General features: G+C 38.8%; 18 protein-coding genes. 3 read left to right on the forward strand and 15 right to left on the reverse strand.

The window, feature by feature from the left end; translation table 11 throughout:
• Positions 1 to 33 precede the first annotated feature (33 nt).
• The gene (gene dinB / locus RI845_RS13795; RefSeq protein ID WP_348386745.1) at positions 34 to 1,092 is read right to left on the reverse strand and encodes a DNA polymerase IV; all 1,059 of its coding nucleotides are present in this window, start codon (positions 1,090 to 1,092) and stop codon (positions 34 to 36) included.
• A 116-nt stretch (positions 1,093 to 1,208) separates the two neighbouring features.
• Between dinB and RI845_RS13800 the strand changes: the two genes are divergently transcribed.
• On the forward strand, positions 1,209 to 1,979 hold the full coding sequence (locus RI845_RS13800; RefSeq protein WP_348386746.1) for a MaoC/PaaZ C-terminal domain-containing protein: 771 nt from the start codon (positions 1,209 to 1,211) through the stop codon (positions 1,977 to 1,979).
• 39 nt (positions 1,980 to 2,018) lie between these two features.
• Here RI845_RS13800 and RI845_RS13805 read toward each other — a convergent pair whose 3' ends face one another.
• Positions 2,019 to 2,750 carry a Crp/Fnr family transcriptional regulator gene (locus RI845_RS13805; RefSeq protein WP_348386747.1) on the reverse strand — a complete coding sequence of 244 codons (732 nt, stop codon included), beginning with the start codon at positions 2,748 to 2,750 and terminating at the stop codon, positions 2,019 to 2,021.
• 189 nt (positions 2,751 to 2,939) lie between these two features.
• On the opposite strand from RI845_RS13805, the gene RI845_RS13810 reads away from it, so the two are divergent.
• A complete protein-coding gene (locus RI845_RS13810; protein WP_348386748.1) occupies positions 2,940 to 4,394 on the forward strand; it encodes a metal-dependent hydrolase family protein in 1,455 nt (484 codons plus the stop codon).
• Between the two features lie 145 nt (positions 4,395 to 4,539).
• A complete protein-coding gene (locus RI845_RS13815; RefSeq protein ID WP_348386749.1) occupies positions 4,540 to 5,103 on the forward strand; it encodes a DUF4136 domain-containing protein in 564 nt (187 codons plus the stop codon).
• Between the two features lie 460 nt (positions 5,104 to 5,563).
• On the opposite strand, the gene nqrM is transcribed toward RI845_RS13815, so the two are convergent.
• The 13 genes from nqrM to RI845_RS13880 form a co-directional block, all read right to left on the reverse strand.
• Positions 5,564 to 5,785 carry a (Na+)-NQR maturation NqrM gene (nqrM, locus tag RI845_RS13820; RefSeq protein WP_348386750.1) on the reverse strand — a complete coding sequence of 74 codons (222 nt, stop codon included), beginning with the start codon at positions 5,783 to 5,785 and terminating at the stop codon, positions 5,564 to 5,566.
• A 69-nt stretch (positions 5,786 to 5,854) separates the two neighbouring features.
• Complete coding sequence (locus RI845_RS13825) at positions 5,855 to 6,901, reverse strand: FAD:protein FMN transferase (protein WP_348386751.1); 1,047 nt, start codon at positions 6,899 to 6,901, stop codon at positions 5,855 to 5,857.
• A 377-nt stretch (positions 6,902 to 7,278) separates the two neighbouring features.
• On the reverse strand, positions 7,279 to 8,505 hold the full coding sequence (gene nqrF, locus RI845_RS13830; RefSeq protein WP_348386752.1) for an NADH:ubiquinone reductase (Na(+)-transporting) subunit F: 1,227 nt from the start codon (positions 8,503 to 8,505) through the stop codon (positions 7,279 to 7,281).
• A gap of 59 nt (positions 8,506 to 8,564) precedes the next feature.
• Positions 8,565 to 9,188, reverse strand: coding sequence for an NADH:ubiquinone reductase (Na(+)-transporting) subunit E (gene nqrE, locus RI845_RS13835; protein ID WP_348386753.1), 624 nt, complete (start codon positions 9,186 to 9,188; stop codon positions 8,565 to 8,567).
• Between the two features lie 4 nt (positions 9,189 to 9,192).
• A complete protein-coding gene (locus tag RI845_RS13840; protein WP_348386754.1) occupies positions 9,193 to 9,819 on the reverse strand; it encodes an NADH:ubiquinone reductase (Na(+)-transporting) subunit D in 627 nt (208 codons plus the stop codon).
• Entirely contained in the window at positions 9,819 to 10,592 is a 774-nt protein-coding gene (locus RI845_RS13845) for a Na(+)-translocating NADH-quinone reductase subunit C (RefSeq protein WP_348386755.1), read from the reverse strand. The genes RI845_RS13840 and RI845_RS13845 overlap by 1 nt, the downstream gene beginning before the upstream one ends.
• A complete protein-coding gene (locus RI845_RS13850) occupies positions 10,585 to 11,784 on the reverse strand; it encodes an NADH:ubiquinone reductase (Na(+)-transporting) subunit B (RefSeq protein WP_348386756.1) in 1,200 nt (399 codons plus the stop codon). Before RI845_RS13850 ends, RI845_RS13845 begins: the two co-directional genes overlap by 8 nt.
• Positions 11,785 to 11,786: 2 nt before the next feature.
• Positions 11,787 to 13,121 carry a Na(+)-translocating NADH-quinone reductase subunit A gene (locus tag RI845_RS13855; RefSeq protein WP_348386757.1) on the reverse strand — a complete coding sequence of 445 codons (1,335 nt, stop codon included), beginning with the start codon at positions 13,119 to 13,121 and terminating at the stop codon, positions 11,787 to 11,789.
• Positions 13,122 to 13,492: 371 nt separating this feature from the next.
• Positions 13,493 to 14,683 (reverse strand): enoyl-ACP reductase FabV, encoded by a 1,191-nt coding sequence (fabV, locus tag RI845_RS13860; RefSeq protein ID WP_348386758.1) that lies wholly within the window; start codon positions 14,681 to 14,683, stop codon positions 13,493 to 13,495.
• A 173-nt stretch (positions 14,684 to 14,856) separates the two neighbouring features.
• Positions 14,857 to 15,948 (reverse strand): TRAP transporter substrate-binding protein, encoded by a 1,092-nt coding sequence (locus tag RI845_RS13865; RefSeq protein WP_348386759.1) that lies wholly within the window; start codon positions 15,946 to 15,948, stop codon positions 14,857 to 14,859.
• A gap of 71 nt (positions 15,949 to 16,019) precedes the next feature.
• Positions 16,020 to 17,390 carry a TRAP transporter large permease gene (locus RI845_RS13870; RefSeq protein ID WP_348386760.1) on the reverse strand — a complete coding sequence of 457 codons (1,371 nt, stop codon included), beginning with the start codon at positions 17,388 to 17,390 and terminating at the stop codon, positions 16,020 to 16,022.
• Complete coding sequence (locus tag RI845_RS13875) at positions 17,390 to 17,926, reverse strand: TRAP transporter small permease subunit (protein WP_348386761.1); 537 nt, start codon at positions 17,924 to 17,926, stop codon at positions 17,390 to 17,392. Before RI845_RS13875 ends, RI845_RS13870 begins: the two co-directional genes overlap by 1 nt.
• Positions 17,927 to 18,036: 110 nt before the next feature.
• On the reverse strand, positions 18,037 to 18,351 hold the full coding sequence (locus tag RI845_RS13880) for a BolA family protein (RefSeq protein ID WP_348386762.1): 315 nt from the start codon (positions 18,349 to 18,351) through the stop codon (positions 18,037 to 18,039).

The raw sequence follows: 18,351 nt of genomic DNA on the forward strand, positions 1-18,351 counted from the left end.
ATTAGTGCTATTTTATTTAATAAAAATAGTACGTTACAAAGGCAGGCTTAATTGGGGAGTGTATAATTTTTTGGCTTGTTCCGGGGCAAAGCCTACTGTTAACCCAATTAGGCGAATTTTTTTACCATTGCCCCTTGAGACGGCTTCCTCGAGTAAAGGTTTAAACAAGTCGATATCTAAACTGCTTTGGCTTTGCTCTACTGTTGTTTGGGTAAAATCAGCGAATTTTATTTTAATACCTTGTTTTACAATTTCTAGATTTTCAATTTTATCCAGCCTTGTTAAAAACTTTGGCAACAATTCAGCAACAACCTTAAGACAACTGTTTACCTGCTCAATATCTTCACTAAGGGTCGTTTCTATCGCTAATGACTTTCTAATTCTGCTGGTTTCAACTTCTCGAGCATCAATACCAAAAGCTCTCTTAAAAATAACAGGGCCAAACTTTCCCATTATTTTTTCCATAGCTGCTGCGTCTGTCACCCTCACATCAGCACAAGTAAATAAGCCATGTGCATTTAACTTTTCTAAAGTCTTTGGTCCTACCCCAGGTATTTTTTTTAAGTCCAGCATATTTACAAAATCGCTTACTTGCTCTGGGGGCACAACACATTGGCCATTGGGCTTATTTTCATCGGAGGCAATTTTGGCAATAAATTTATTAGGTGCCACGCCAGCAGATGCCGTTAAATTGAGCTCTTGATATATTTCGGCTCTAATTTTTTCGGCAATTAACGTGGCGCTGCCATTACATTCAGTGCAGTCGGTGACATCTAGATAGGCTTCATCTAAAGAAAGCGGTTCAATTTTATCAGTATAACGAGCAAATATTTCACGGATATGGTTGGATGCCTCCTTATAGGCCGACATTCTTCCTGGCACTAGTTCAAGGTGAGGACATAACTGTAATGCTCGGCCAACAGGCATTGCTGAGCGTACGCCGTATTCTCGAGCAAGATAATTGCACGTAGCGGTAACACTTCGAGGCCCTTTACCTGCAATAGCGATTGGGATATTTGCTAAGCCGGGATTATCGCGCATTTCAACAGCGGCAAAAAAACAATCCATGTCGATATGAATAATTTTTCGCATAACTTAGCTCCCTCAACACAACCACTGTATATTAATACAGTTTACGTAACATTGCGTATCGATGCAATTAATATTCTGTTAAACTTTAGTCCATAAATTAAATGAATAAGATGTTGATGTACCAATATATAAAGTTACTTACCAAGCGACCACAAAAAACCTTTTTTAACGAATTCAGTCTTGAGTTTGAGCAATCGGCTATTGCAGATAAAAAAATTGCTAAATTTCGCGCTTTATACAACCTTGATACAGATATCGACTTACCGATAAGCTACGCTTTTATTGCTGGTTTCAACGCGTTAATTAAAACTTTTTCACATAAACACTTTGCTTTTTCACCACTAGGCTTAATTCATTTAAAAAGCGAGTTTGAAAAAACCTTTGAATTAGACTTTCAACAAGACTTTAAAATTATCAATAAAGTTAGGCAAGATCGTCGCCATCCAATGGGGAAGATTATTGTCATTGAAACACAGTTTTTTCAAAATGACCGCTGCTGCTTAATTAATAAAAACACGTTTTTAAAGAAACTTAAGTCCAATAAACGAGAACGAATTAGCAAACAACAAGCATTTATTGGTGACACTAATTTCATCTTAAATCATGCTAAAGCTCTTGCGTACGCGAAAGTAAGTAATGACTTTAACCCCATCCATATTAATAATAAATTAGCTAAGCTTTTCGGTTTACCCAATGCCATTATGCATGGTGGATTTTTAGCGCATCTGGTGCTCATTGAAAAAGGTGTTGAAACCAACAAAGTAAAATTCGATTTTAAAAAGCCTTGTGTTTTACCTTGTGCTGTAGGGATATTTTCGAATGATAAAGAGCATCACGTATTTTCTGCTAACGACCAATTGCATTTAAGCGTAAAGGTGGGGGAATAATCACAATACCTTATATTTAATTAACGGGATGAAGTGTGATTATGGTCTAATTGTAGGCGAGTAAAACGTTAGGTTTGCACTGACTAAGATATCATTAATACCCTGCACATTAAGTAAGTAAACTTTTCCGCGAACGATCTCTACCAGTCCTTGGCAGGCAAATTCTTTTAATACAGCATTAACTCTTGGCCTAGTTACATCGGCCAAGTTTGCAAGTTGCTGTTGGGTGATTGTAAGCATTGGCATTACCCCATTGATATCTGCTTGTTTTGAGGCTACATCTAATAAGGCAAAAGCTACTTTTATTGGAATTGAAAACTTTTGATTTAAAACCCCCTTTTGCACAAGAGGCAAAGTATTTTTCTTCAAAACAGAGAACATCAATTTATATATTTCTGGTTGTGTCTTGGTAAGTTCAACAAAGTTTGAATCGGTTACTTTTAAAAAAGTAGAGTCTTGTAAAAAGTCTGCATTTATTGATTCTTGCAAGCGATAGTCCATCAGCTTGCCATAATAAAGAAAATCCCCCTTGCCAAGTAACTTATAGGTGAAGTGATCAAAATCAGATGTACGAATTGAAATGATCACACTGCCCTCTAATAAATAAAACAATCCATCATTAGTCAAATCAGACGTTAAGTGATAATAGCCTTCATTACGAGTTAGTATCATTCCTGCTTGCACAATAGTTTGTTTAAACTCTTCACTTAGATCGCATGGCCAACGCACTTCTTTTAGTAATTCTGCAACTTTTACATTAGATATAGACAATTAATTACACTCTCAAACAATAAACATTAATTTAACAAACAGAAATGTCCCTATGGGAACATAACTCGATCGTAACTTGTTTAATAATAGCCCCATCAAAACACAACTCAATGTTTTTCAACAGCTATTTTCTACTGCGTTGTACAACATTGGCATACTTTAGAAAATTAGTTTTAAAAGGAACTAGCGATGAAAGTAAGAAATGTAAGTAAATTAGCGGCTCTAGTATCGGCAGCACTATTATCTACAACAGCAGTGATCCCAGCAGCTATGGCAGCTGGCGGCGGTAGCGCAGCACCTGCAATTAGCTTAAAGGCTGAAGCCGGGAATACCTTATTTACTAACGTTAATGTATTTAACGGTACAGATAACAAGCTATATAAAAACTTAAACGTTTTAGTTGAAGGCAACAAAGTTGTAGCAATCACAGAAAAAGATATCAAGACTAACAAAAATACGGTTGTTATTAACGGTGAAGGTAAAACGTTAATGCCAGGCCTTATCGATGGTCACGCCCATATTATGATCAACGCTCATTTTGACAGCGTTGAGAAAAACATGGACTTAACCGACATGGCTTACCGTGCAACAATCGTGACCGAGCGTTTCTTAATGGACGGTTTCACTACGGTTCGTGATATGGGTGGTCCAGCGTTTGGTTTAATGCGTAACATTAATGATGGCCATGTTATTGGTCCTCGTATCTTCCCATCTGGTACTTTCATTTCTCAAACATCTGGCCATGGTGATTTCCGTGACCGTAATGATGCAGGTTTTTCACCATCAACAACTGGTGACCTTTCAAACTTCGAAAGAATGGGCATTGGCGCTGTAGCGGATGGTAAAACAGAAGTATTAAAAGCAACTCGTACTAATTTACGTAACGGAGCTACACAAATTAAGATGATGGCTGGTGGTGGTGGTTCATCACGTTTTGATCCGATGGATACGACACAATTTTCTCAAGAAGAAACCTGTGCCATTGTTGAAACGGCTAAAGATTGGAACACATACGTTGCAGCACACGTATTTACCGACCGCGCGATGGATCGTTTAATGGATTGTGGCGTTAAATCATTTGAACATGGCTTCTTTATGAATGATGAAACAATGAAACGCATTTCAAAAGAAGGTGTTTATGTTGTGCCACAAATGTGGGGATTATCTCCAGATTTAGCGAAAAACCCGTTAATGCCTAAAGAAAAACTGCCTATGGTTGCCGTTCTTCAAGAAAAGTTTGGTGATTACGGTCAGCGCTTAATCGAAAATGACGTTAAAGTTGTATTTGCATCAGACTACGTTGGTGTGCATGAAGATGCAGAGCGTGCTCGTCGTTATGAAATCTGGTGGCGTGGTCAATCTTTTGGCGATAACTTTGAAGTGTTAAAGCAAATGACTTCAACTGCTGGTGAGTTAATGGCTATGTCAGGTCCTCGTAACCCATATTTAGATGCTGGTAAACTAGGTGTTGTTGAAGTAGGTGCTGCTGCAGATTTACTTTTAGTTGACGGTAACCCTCTTAAAGATTTAGGTGTTATTGGCGCAACTAACAAGTGGTTTGATGCAGATCCAGAGTACAAACAAATTGATACACTAAACGTTATCATGAAAGATGGTGTAATCTATAAAAACACAATAAAGTAATTTTAAGATTATTTTTTAACATTAAAACAGCGACTTAGGTCGCTGTTTTTTTTGGGTTTTAATTCTTAGTAATTAGAAAAATACTTAGTAGATTCATCATTAATGGTCTATAAATATTAGTAACTAAAATAATTTGGTATTTAATATGCGCCAACTGACTTTTTTTAAAACTACTCTAGCTGCTAGCTTTTCTTTGCTATTACTGTTGGGCTGTACCAATACGCCATCAACGGTAGATTATGATACCGAAACCAACTTCGGCCAATTCAGCTCATATCAATTAGCCGATACTACGGCTGATACCTCTGCCCCTAGCGATGAGATTACAAGTGAACGAATTAAAGAAGCCGTTATTGCTCAGTTAACACAAAAGTCTTTATCTTTGGTTGAACAAGATGGTGATTTACAGGTGAATTATTTTACTACCCTGGAACAACGTGAAAAAAAATCTTCATTTAGCATTGGTATAGGTGGCTCAAACCACAGCAGTAACTCATCGACCGGTGTCGGCGTAGGCACAACCATTCCTTTAGATTCAAAATTTAATACTTACATTCAAATAACTATTGATATGAACCACCAAGGAAAGCTTATTTGGCGAGGTTTTGATGGCTTTGAAGCTGAGCAGGATATTAGCCCAGAAGATAAACAAAAAGGCATTAATGAAGTTGTCGCTAAAGTACTGGCTAATTATCCCCCCAAAAAATAACCTTGCGCTAATTTGACTGTCACGCATTTAGTAAAATCATATAACCAATTGATATAACCTTATAAGCCAATAAGGTTTATTATTATAAGCATAATTATTGTTGATTGGTGGTTTATGACTGTGGCAAACATTGGGATTAATTTAACATCCATAAAAAACTCAGCTCTTTGGGCAAGAATAGTATTTTCGTCACTATTTGTGGCGTCATTATGCGCAGCCTTAATATGTGCCTACTTGGGTGAAACAAACATTAGTGTTATTGCTATTGCTCTTTTACTGGGTTCGGCTCATGGAGTTTATTCAGCAGAAAAAATTCGTAAAGGAATTGGCTTTAACAAATACAGTGAGCAAGTAGAGAGCCTACATAGAGATAGGTAGTTCTTGGTTAATTCATCCATGAGTTAACAGAATGAAAAAGGGAGCATATTGCTCCCTTTTCTATGAAATTGGTTTCTTGTGCTTAAATGTTTTTCACATCTATAGCATTTTCTTTCAAAGCGGCTTTACGTTCACGCTCTTTGCGCTTTTCACAAGGATTATCGCAGTTACACGCTTTATCAATACCGATACTGCCTAAACCACCACAACTACCTGCTAACGTTTTTTGTTGGATAACATAACCAATCGCCATTGCTAAAAACATAACAATGAAAAAACCAAAGGTTAATAAAAATATATTCATTTAAAATCTCTTTCTTTTTACTACATGGAGCCCCGCCTACGTGGGGATGACAATAGTCGCTTTCTGCTTTTACTTAGGTTTAGCAACTAACCGCATAAATTGCTCGGTAGATTGTTCGCTAAAGCCGTTTTCAGTTTTGCTAATTAAAAACACCGCCAAGTTATTTGCCTTGGCAAATTCAAAGCCTTTTTCAGGTCCCATCACTTCAATCGCCGTTGCGAGTCCATCGGCAGTCATTGATGATGGATGTACGACAGTTACCGATACAAGTTTATGGTTTATCGGCCAACCTGTCTTTGGATCTATAGTATGAGAATAGCGGACCCCATTATCTTCAAAATAGTTTCGATAATCACCAGAAGTTGCCACTGCATTATCGCCGGGTATTATAGCCTTTTGTACGGCTCTTGTCCCAGAAATAGGTTTTTCCACAGCAATGACCCAATCGTCACCATCAGTCTTTTGACCACCAACGCGCATTTCTCCACCAATATCAACAATATAATTGTTGATATCATACTGCTCAAGCAACTCAGCAACCTTGTCTACAGCAAAGCCTTTCGCTATTGCAGATAGATCAACATAAACATTGGCATCACTTTTTGATAATAATCGATTTTCAAGATTTAATTTATCAATACCAATGTGTTGCTTGGTAGCGAGGATTAACTCCTGCGAAGGAACCTTCTCTGCGCGTTTTTCAGGGCCAAAACTCCATAGATTAACCAATGGACCAATAGTGACATCTAATGTGTTTTCTGTGAGTTCTGCTAATCGAATTGATTCTGTTAATACTTGATTTAATTCTACTGATATTTGGCGAGCATCATTACCTTGATATTGATTGAATTTCGATAACTCAGAGTTTTTGTCATAGGTAGACATTTGTGCATTGATTTTTTTTAATAAATCATCAACTTTCTGGGCTAATTGAATTTCTTCAACGTGCTGCTTTTTACCAATTAACTTAACGCTATATACGATTGGCCCCATGGTATAGCCGGTTAACTGTAATTCTTGCAGCTCAGTTTCACTATCAATAACAGGTTCAGAGCAGGCTGTTATAAGCAACAAAGAAATAACGAAAAGAGCATTAGATATTTTTGATAAAAACATAGATGGAAACAAGTAGTAAATTTGCGCGAATTATAAACTAAAGTGCATTGGGTGTCAGGATTGAAAATTGATATTTTTTAAATTTATAGCTCCACCTTGGTTCCCCGCCTTCGCGGGGATGACAGTTTTGCAACCTTATCAACTATGCTTTAGGTGTCAGCAAAAACAAATTTAATGCCATCCATGGCAATTTGCTTACATTTATCCCTGAATGTAAAAAAGACGACCGAAGTCGTCTTTTAAAATCTACATATCATTAATATTAGTTTATTGATTCGGATTTAAGTCTGTTAATCAAGGCAGAAGCGCGGAGCCTAGTTTACTAGGTGAGCACTTCTAACGCAGAGTAACTGCTTAAAGACTATCAAGAAGTAATATTAACCACCGAAGTCGTCAAGTAAGATGTTCTCATCTTCTACGCCTAAATCTTTAAGCATACCGACAACTGCCGCGTTCATCATTGGTGGACCACACATGTAGTACTCACAATCTTCTGGCGCTTCGTGGTCTTTCAGGTAGTTTTCATAAAGTACATTATGAATGAAACCTGTCATACCATCCCAGTTGTCTTCTGGTTGTGGATCAGAAAGTGCCACATGCCAGTCGAAGTTATCATTATCAGCGGCTAAGCCGTTGTAATCATCTTCATAGAACATTTCACGCTTAGAACGAGCACCATACCAGAAGCTCATTTTACGTTTTGATTTAAGACGCTTAAGTTGGTCAAAAATGTGTGAACGCATTGGCGCCATACCAGCACCACCACCGATAAATACCATTTCGTTGTCAGTGTCTTTAGCGAAGAACTCACCAAATGGACCTGAAATAGTAACTTTATCGCCAGCTTTTAAGCTAAAGATGTATGAAGACATTTTACCTGCAGGTAAGTGTAAACGTCCTGGAGGCGGCGTAGCAATACGCACGTTAAGCATAATAATGCCTTCTTCTTCAGGGTAGTTCGCCATTGAGTAAGCACGTAATGTGTCTTCTTCAACTTTTGATTCTACATCGAAGAAACCAAAATGGTTCCAGTCGCCACGATACTGTTCGTCAATATCGAAGTCTGAGTATTTAACGTGATGCGCAGGGGCTTCAATTTGAATATAACCACCTGCACGGAACGGCACAGACTCGCCATTAGGAATTTGCAGCTTAAGTTCTTTAATGAACGTTGCTTTGTTATCGTTAGAGATAACTTCACATTCCCACTGTTGAACACCGAAGATTTCATCTTCAAGTTCAATTTCCATGTCTTGTTTTACCGCAACTTGACATGCTAAACGACAGCCTGCTTTAGCTTCACGCTTGGTAATGTGACCTTCTTCTGTAGGAAGAATATCGCCACCACCAGAATGCACGTCTACACGACACTGGCCACAAGTACCACCACCACCACAGGCAGACGGTACAAAAATACCTTGGTCAGCTAATGCACCAAGAAGTTTGCCACCCGCAGCAGTTGTTACTGCTTTTTCAGGGTCGCCATTAATCGAAATAGTTACATCACCTTCGGCTACTAACTTAGACTTAGCAAATAAAATCACTAACACTAAAGCAACAACGATAGCGGTAAACATGCCTACGCCGAGAATTATTTCTTGCATAGTATTTTCCTTTGTACTTCGAGCCTAACCAGCTTCACACCAGTTAAGCTACATTAACCTTATAACGAAATACCACCGAAAGACAGAAAGCCAAAAGCCATCAGTCCTGAGGTAATAAACGTAATACCTAAACCTTTCAAACCATCTGGTACATCTGAGTACTTCATTTTCTCACGTAAACCCGCAAGTAAAACAATCGCTAATGCCCAACCAATGCCTGAACCAATACCGTAAACCACTGACTCACCTAAAGTAAGGTTTTTAGCAACCATGAAAGACACAGCACCAAAAATTGCACAGTTAACAGTAATAAGCGGTAAGAAAATACCTAACGCCTGGTATAACGCAGGGAAGAATTTATCCAGTACCATTTCTAATATTTGTACCAATGCCGCGATAACGCCGATAAAGGTAATAAAAGAAAGGAAGCTAAGATCAATAGATTCTTTCGGGTCTGTAATGCCCATAATCCCATCTAATGCGCCAGGAGCTAGAATTGATTGATAGATGATTTGGTTAGCAGGTACAGCGATACCTAAAACCACAACAACGGCAACACCTAAACCAATAGCAGTATCTACTTTCTTAGAAACAGCTAAGAAGGTACACATACCTAAGAAAAACATTAAGGCGATGTTTTCAATGAAAATCGCTTTAATTAATATAGCTAAATAATGTTCCATCGAATTAATCCTTCTCTACTTGTTCAGGTTTGAACTGGCGAATAGCCCAGATAATTAAACCAATGATGAAGAATGAACTAAACGGTAATACTAAAAGACCGTTAGCCTGATACCAGCCACCATTTTGAACTAATGGCAAGATTTCGATACCAAATAACGTACCAAAGCCAAACAGTTCACGGAAGAAAGCTACGGTCAGTAGGATGAAGCCATAACCTAAACCATTACCAATACCGTCCATAAAGCTAACCACTGGCTTTTCTTTCATAGCAAAAGCTTCGGCGCGGCCCATAACGATACAGTTAGTAATAATTAGACCAACGAAAACCGCTAACTCTTTTGATAACTGATAAGAGAAGGCTTTTAACACCTGATCTACCACGATAACTAAAGACGCAATAATCGCCATTTGCACGATAATACGAACACTAGATGGAATGTGATTACGAATAATCGAAATAAATAAGTTTGAAAATGCTGTTACAAAAACAACCGCTAATGTCATTACTAATGCATTGGCCATTGAGCTTGTAACTGCTAATGCAGAACAAATACCAAGTACTTGTAAAGCAATAGGGTTATTGTCAACGATTGGTTGCGTTAACACCTTTTTAGCTGAAGTATCGCTCATTAGTTAAGCCCCTTTTCACGTAAGTTAGCAATGTATGGACCGTAGCCCTCTTCGCCTAACCAGAAGTGTATTGTTTTCTCAACACCAACACTTGTTAGTGTTGCGCCAGATAAACCGTCGACACCGTGGATATCACCTTTCTTAGCGTTACCTTTAACGATACGAATAGCAATATCACCTTGCTCGTCATACATTTTTTTACCAGGCCATAACGCTTTCCAGTTCGGGTTCATAACTTCTGCGCCTAAGCCAGGAGTTTCCTTATGATCAGAGTAAACAACAGATTTAACAGTGTTAACATCTTCTTCTAAGCCGATGAAACCGTACATTAAGTCCCAAAGACCAGAACCAACGATTGGTAAGATAACGGTATCTACAGTGCCTGCACCGTTTCTTACTAGGTAAACAACAGCGCTGTTTGCACGGCGGTTGATACCAGCAATGTCGCTAGCAGGCTTGATTGATTTAGTCACATCTCGAGCATCACGACGCTCTTCAAACATATCAGGGTTACCATCAATGTATTCACCTGTGTCTAAGTTAATCATTTTTGCGGTAACAAATTTATTGTAAGTCGCAACAATGCCATCTTTTTCGCCAAGTTCTAATAAACCAGCGGCTTCTAAGATTTTTGTTTGTTGATCAAGTAATTTGTTTGCTACTTGTCTATCTTTTAGGCCTACGGCCGAAACAGAAACTAAGGCTGCACAGACTAAACATACTGCAACAACGAAACCAAGGGTTCCTAAAAAGCTTTCTTTTTTACTAGCCACGTGCAAGTCTCCTTTTAACATTCGATTTAACTACGAAGTAATCGAATAATGGCGCAAACAAGTTGGCAAATAATATTGCTAACATCATACCTTCAGGGAAAGCAGGATTAACAACACGTACTAGTACAACCATAACGCCAACTAGGGCACCAAAGAAATACTTACCAGTGTTAGTAAATGATGCCGAAACTGGGTCAGTTGCCATAAACATCATACCAAAGGCAAAACCACCAACAACTAAATGCCAGTACCAAGGCATAGCAAACATAGCGTTTGTTTCGCTGCCGATAGCGTTAAATAAGAATGCAGTTGCAACCATACCACCGAACACGCCTAACACGATGCGCCAAGAGGCAATGCCTTTATAAAGGATATATGCACCACCTAGTAGAATAGCGAATGTTGATACTTCACCAACAGAACCAGGAATAAAGCCCCAGAATGCATTCCACCAATCAGCATTGATTGAGTAATCTACAGTGCCAGCCAAAGCAGCACTTAACGGTGTAGCGCCAGAGAAGCCATCAACAGCAACCCAAACTGCATCACCTGAAATTTCTGCAGGGTAAGCAAAGAATAAGAACGCACGACCAGCTAATGCCGGGTTTAAGAAGTTCTTACCTGTACCACCAAAGATCTCTTTTGCAATTACAACACCAAAGGTAATACCTAAAGCAACTTGCCATAACGGAATTGACGCCGGCAGTATTAGTGCAAAAAGAATAGATGAAACGAAGAAGCCTTCATTTACTTCATGCTTACGAACAGCAGCAAAAAGAACTTCCCAAAAACCACCAACAATAAATGTTACGGCATAAATTGGAATGAAGAACATTGCTCCGTAGAACATTTGCATAAATATGCTAGCACCTTCGCCTAAGCTACCACCAAGAGCGGTAAATAAGTTAGCCTGCCAAACATCAGGAACAGCAAAACCAGCAGCTAATGCTTCATTTGCTTGGAAACCAATGTTGTACATACCCCAGAACATAGCCGGGAATACAGCCAACCAAACAGTGATCATAATACGTTTAAGATCAATACTGTCACGGATATGCGTTTTACCCTTAGTTACGTAACCAGGAGTAAATAAGCCCGTAGCAACGGCTTCGTATAATGCGAACCATTTCTCGTGCTTGCCGCCTTTTTCAAAATGCGGCTCGATATCTTCAATAAACTTTTTCAAGCCCATGTCTAACCTTCCTTTTCAATAGTGGTTAGGCAATCACGAAGGATAACGCCATAATCAGTTTTACCAGGACATACGAATGTACATAGTGCTAAATCTTCTTCGTCTAGCTCTAATGCACCTAACTGCTGAGCACCATCGGTGTCGCCAGAAGCTAAGTCACGTAATAACAAGGTAGGTAAAATATCTAACGGCATAACGCGTTCATAGTTTCCAATTGGAACCATGGCACGAGCACTACCATTAGTCGTAGTAGTCATGTTGAACAATTTGTTACGGAAAAAGTGCGACATATACGCACGAGTAACAGAAAACATGTTCGGACCTGGGTACATATAGCCGATAAATTCTTTCTCGCGGCCTTCACTCAACGCACTTACTTGTACTTGGTAACGACCAAGATAAGCGTGAACGCCTTGAGCAGTAGCACCTTGTAGAGGAGAACCGGCAATAACACGTACTTCACCACTTGCTAATTCGCCAGTAGTTAAATCAGTTGTGTTTGCACCAAGTACGGTACGAACTAAACGAGGTTGCTTAACGGCAGGACCGGCAAGCGACACAACACGGTTAGTGTCTAATTTACCTGTGGTAAATAACGTACCAAAAGCAATAACATCCTGATAACCAACATGCCATACAACTTTCTCAGCAGAAACTGGAGATAAGAAGTGAATGTGAGTACCAACTAAACCTGCAGGATGTTTACCAGCAAATTCATTTACTGTTGCGTTACCTGTTGGAATGTTTGCACCAGGCGCTTTAGAAACAAATACGTTTCCTGAAGTTAATTGAGCTAAAACAGCTAAACCGTTGGTAAACGCTTCGCTTTGCTCATTGATAATCACTTCTGGGTTAGCGGCTAAAGGATTGGTATCCATTGCGCTAACAAAAATGTCTCTAGCTTCGCTACCTAAAGCAGGAACTTTGCTAAATGGGCGGGTACGCAATGCTGTCCACAAACCTGAGTTAACTAGGTTAGCTTCTACATCTTCACGAGATAAAGATGAGATTTGATCAGCTGAATATGCGTTGAATGTTTCTTCATCGTCGCCATTAACTTCAATAACAACAGATTGTAAAACACGTTTTTCACCGCGATTGATTTCTTTTACAACACCGGCTGCAGAGGCTGTGAATTTAACGCCTGGATTCTTTTTATCTTCAAAAAGAACCTGACCTTTTTTAACGCTGTCACCTGCTTTTACAAACATGGTTGGGCGCATACCCACAAACTCTTCACCTAATGTTGCAACAGTATTGATGGTCGAACCATCATGGATTACTTGCTGGGGAACACCTGTTACAGGAATATCCAGACCTTTTTTGATTGTAATCATAAACACATGCACTACTTTTTGACGGGAGTATTTAAAATTAATAGCCCTGATTATAAGCGGTTATTAATCCAGTGTTTCTTGAATGATAAGCAACTAAAATATCAGCTGTTTACAAACAAGAGCTCTAAGTTAAATTTTCTGGCGCGGATTTTAACATAAATAGCCTTATGATTTCTATGGACAGGGACACATTTAATAACAAATTAATTAAAAATACTTAAAAGCACATATAGGCGATTCAATTATCCAATAAAAACAATAGCTAAATCATTGTAAATAGCAAATTTGAAATGCATTAATCAGGAGAAAAAAGGTAAAAAAAACCCCTGCTAATGCAGGGGTTCGACTAAAGTTTAATAAATCAGCTTAAATTAAACTAGATTGTTTATTTCGGCTAATGGACTTACATCAGCATCGTAATCAACGCCGTCAACTTCAAAACCGAATAATTTTAAGAATTCGTGATGGTAACCAGTGTAATCGGTAAGCTCATCAATCGTATCAGTATCAACGCTATCCCAAATAGTTTGCACTCGGTCTTGCACGTCATCTTCTAATTCTTTTAGGTTTTGCATCAAACGGTTATGTTCACCAATTGAACGTTCTGTACTGTAAAGATTGTCACGGAACAAACCTTGAATTTGGTGAATAGGGTTTTCTTGAGTACCGTCTGCTTTCATCACTTTAAACAAGCTAGAAATATAAAGTGGCATAATTGGAATTGCCGAACTCGCTTGCGTTACAACGGCATTTAAAGACGTTACAAATGCTTCGCCGTTAAGGTGGTTGGTAACTTTACGAATTTCAGATGCTGCACGATCTAAATCTTCTTTCGCACGGCCAATTGTCGCTTTACCATATAATGGCCAAGTTAACTTCTTACCAATGTAGGTGTAAGCAACAGTTTTAACGTTATCTGCTAATACGCCAGCGTCGTTAAGAGCATTCATCCAAAGCTCCCAATCTTCACCGCCCATAACTTTAATGGTACCTGCAATCTCTTCTTCAGTAGCAGGTTCAACCGCAACTTCTTCGATTACACGCTTAGAAGTGTTTAAGCTTTTAGTCGTAAAACCATTACCAATTGGCTTAAGCGCTGATGAATACACTTCACCAGTAACTGGGTCAGTACGGCGCGGAGACGCTAAAGAATAAACAACTAAATCAATTTGACCTAAATCGGCTTTAATTGTTTCAATGGTTTGTGCTTTGATTTCATTAGAAAAGGCATCGCCATTAATGTTTTTTGAATAAACACCTGCTTCATCAGCCGCTTTTTGAAACGCTGCAGTGTTATACCAACCGGCTGAACCAGTACGCTTTTCAGAAGGCTCTTTTTCAAAAAACACACCTAATGTGCTTGCACCATTACCAAAAGTGGCGGTAATTCTTGAAGCTAGACCGTAACCTGTCGATGCACCAATAACTAATACGTTTTTTGGTTTAACATCAGCTTGTGGTTGCGATTTTACGTAATCAATTTGTTCATTAACGTGCTGAGCACAACCTACTGGATGAGCGTTTGTACAAATAAATCCACGTACTTTTGGTTTGATAACCATAATAAAACCTTAATTTTTCTTAATTTATGTTTAACACCGTATTAATAGCAACTCATTACTGTCAATACCGTGTTGAAAAGTTAACTGGCGCTATTGTAGCAACTTTTACTTGCTATGAGGTCAGAGCAGCCAGTTTTTTAACTATTTATTTATTAACATTCAAAATAGTGTGGTTATTGGCGGTTTTCAAGGTACGCTTGTTCGGTAATTTTATGATAAGCACGAATATCATCATAAAATGCTTTATATGAAGACCAAACTTCAGCAACCGATGGCTCGTTCGCCGCCATCTCTTCAATAACTTGCGCTGTTGTTGCCTTAAGTTTAGCCATAACCTCAGGTGGGAATGTACGAACCTGAACACCATGCTTTTCTTCTAATACTTTTAAAGCTGAGCTGTTTCTAGCGGTATATTCACTTAACATGTCATCATTTACTGCACGTGTTGCTACTTTAACAATTTCTTGTAAATCTTCAGGTAACGCTGCAAAGGCTTTTTCATTGATTAAAAACTCGAGCGTTGCAGTAGGCTCTTGCCAACCTGAAGAGTAGTAGTATTTTGCCGCTTTATAAAAGCCAAATGATAAGTCATTGTATGGCCCTACCCATTCAGAAGCATCTAGTGCACCACTTTGTAATGATGAGAATATTTCGCCGCCAGGCATATTAATAGGAACTGCGCCGGCTCTGCTCATCACTTCACCACCAATACCACCGATACGCATTTTAAGACCGCTTAAGTCATCAATTGAGTTAATTTCTTTATTGAACCAACCGGCAAATTGTAAGCCAGAATTACCGCCAACCATAGGGATAATACCAAATGGCTTATACAGTTTTTGCCACAGTTCTAAACCGCCGCCGTACTGTAGCCAAGCGTTAGTTTCTGTCGCATTCATACCAAACGGTACTGCGGCAAAGAATGATGCGGCAGGTATTTTACCTTTCCAGTAATAAGCACCGCTATGGCCCATTTGGGCAGTACCTGCGGAAACAGTATCGAATACTTCAAAACCAGGAACCAGCTCACCGGCGCCATATACTTTTATTTTTAAACGCCCCGCACTCATTTTTTCAACTTGCTTGGCGAACGTTTCCGGTGCGCGACCTAAGCCAGGAAAGTTCTTTGGCCAAGACGTTACCAACTTCCACTCAAATGTTTGCTGCTGTGTAGCTGCCTGTTTTGAGTCTTGCTGTTTGTCACCACATGCTGACAGGCAAATCACTGAGAATAAGATTGCGCTTAATTTAATAATTGATTTCATTGTTTACTCATAATCCATTTTGTTTTTAATTTTGTATTTTACTTTTAACGTTCAATTTATTGGGTTAATAGTTAACCATATATTTTAGTTGGTAGCCACGTAACTAATTCAGGCCAAATAGCTAACGCCAATAACAGCATAATTTGCATGATGATAAAAGGAATAACCCCTTTATAAATCTTGATTGTTTTAATCGATTTATCAGCGACGCCGCGTAAATAAAATAATGCGAAGCCAAATGGCGGTGTTAAAAATGACGTTTGTAAATTTACTGCGATCATAATTCCGAGCCAAATTGGGTTAATGTCCATCATAAAAAGAATAGGCGCAACAATTGGCACAACAACAAAGGTGATCTCAATAAAATCAAGAATAAAACCTAATAGAAAAATAACCAACATCACCAATAATGTTGCAGTTATAGCACCACCGGGTAATTGACTGAAGAAATCTTGAATAAGCTCTTCGCCGCCAAGCCCCCTGAACACTAATGAGAATAAACTCGCACCAATTAAAATCAAGAAAACCATAGAGGTCACTTTAACTGTACTGTCCATTACTATTTTCAAATTAGTAATATTCAACTGACCATTAATTGCGGCGAGAATCAAAGCGCCAAAAGCCCCTACGCCAGCAGCTTCTGTTGGGGTAGCAAATCCGGCTAAAATCGAGCCTAAAACCACTACCATCAGGGTAAGTGGAGGAAACAACGACTTCAGTAATAAACCAAAACTAATCGCCGGTTGATCGTCATAGGATACTGGCGGTACTTTTTCCGGTTTAACTACTGCCATATATATTGAATAGCTAATATACAAGCCAACTAAAATCATTCCGGGAACCACTGCGCCGGCAAATAAATCACCTACGCTAATGGTATCTGGGTTGTAATTACCGAGTTTCAGTTGTGCTAACTGATAAGAGTTTGATAACACATCGCCTAATAAAACCAGCGCAATTGAAGGTGGAATAATTTGCCCTAAGGTACCTGTAGCACAAATGATCCCTGTAGCAAAAGATTGATCGTAACCACGTTTGATCATCGTAGGTAATGATAACAGCCCCATCGTTACCACCGTTGCGCCAACAATTCCGGTACTCGCAGCTAGCAGCATACCAACAATAGTTACTGAAATAGCCAAGCCGCCGCGGAACCGGCCAAACAATTGCGCCATGGTGGATAATAAATCTTCCGCTATTTTTGCTCGCTCTAATACACAGCCCATAAATACAAATAAAGGCACTGCGAGTAGCGTTTGATTACTTAAAATACCGTAATAGCGAGAAGGTAAAGCAGATAAAAACGAACTATCGAAATAGCCCATAACACTGGCAATACCAGCGAAAACAAGCGCGGTACCGGCTAATGAGAATGCAACTGGATAACCGAGCAGCAACACCAAACAAATACAGACAAACATTACTAAAGATAAATATTCCATTATTCATCTCCGCCTGAATTAACGCTTTCATCTTGAAGTATTAATAGGTTGCGTGCTATCTCACTTAATCCTTGTAGAGTTAAAGTGATAACCAATAATAAGATCAAACTCTTGTTAAGATAAACAGCTGGAATGCCGCCTGGCTCTTTCGATTTCTCTAATATATCCCAAGACATTAAAACGTAATCGACACTTATGTAAAAAATAAACACACAAACAGGCATCAACAAGAATATGGTGCCAAACAGATTAACCAATGCTTTTTGTTTAACTGAAAATTTGCTGTAAAAGATATCAACACGAACATGACCATCATGTTTCAATGTATAAGCTGCACCTAACATAAACACAGCGCCATGTGCATAAAGAACAGCCTCTTGCATGGCTATCCAACCAATATTAAATCCATAGCGCAGAAGAACAACGGTAAAAGTTAACAAAACAACTAATAGGGTTAACCAAGCGATAGCCTTGCCAATCGTTTCGGTTATTCCGTCAGTTATTGAGATAAACTTAGGTAAAAGAGAGGTGAGCATTATTTCCTCAAAGAAATTATATTTTTTATTATTGCCTATAAATAACAGAAAATTAACAATGAGGAAATATCAAATAGCTCTAAATTAAGGTTAAATCGTCTTTGCCTGGGTTATTTACCACCACCCATACAGTTTGGCGATTTTGGTATTTCACCGTTATTCATAGTTTGCCATTGCTCAGGGGTATAAGTGTGCATTGCTAAAGCATGGATATGATTTTCTAATTCATCTGCTAAAGTAGCATTAACTTGACGGTGACGACCTATTAAACGTTGGCCTTCAAATTTTTCGCTAACGATCACTACCTTAAAGTGGGATTCGCTGCCTTCAGGTACGTTATGCATAAAGCTTTCATTATTTACTTCAAGGTATATAGGGGTAAATTCGGCTAATAACTTTTGCTCAATGATAGCGGCTATGGTCAT

Source organism: Thalassotalea nanhaiensis, from assembly GCF_031583575.1.
Lineage (GTDB): Bacteria > Pseudomonadota > Gammaproteobacteria > Enterobacterales > Alteromonadaceae > Thalassotalea_A > Thalassotalea_A nanhaiensis.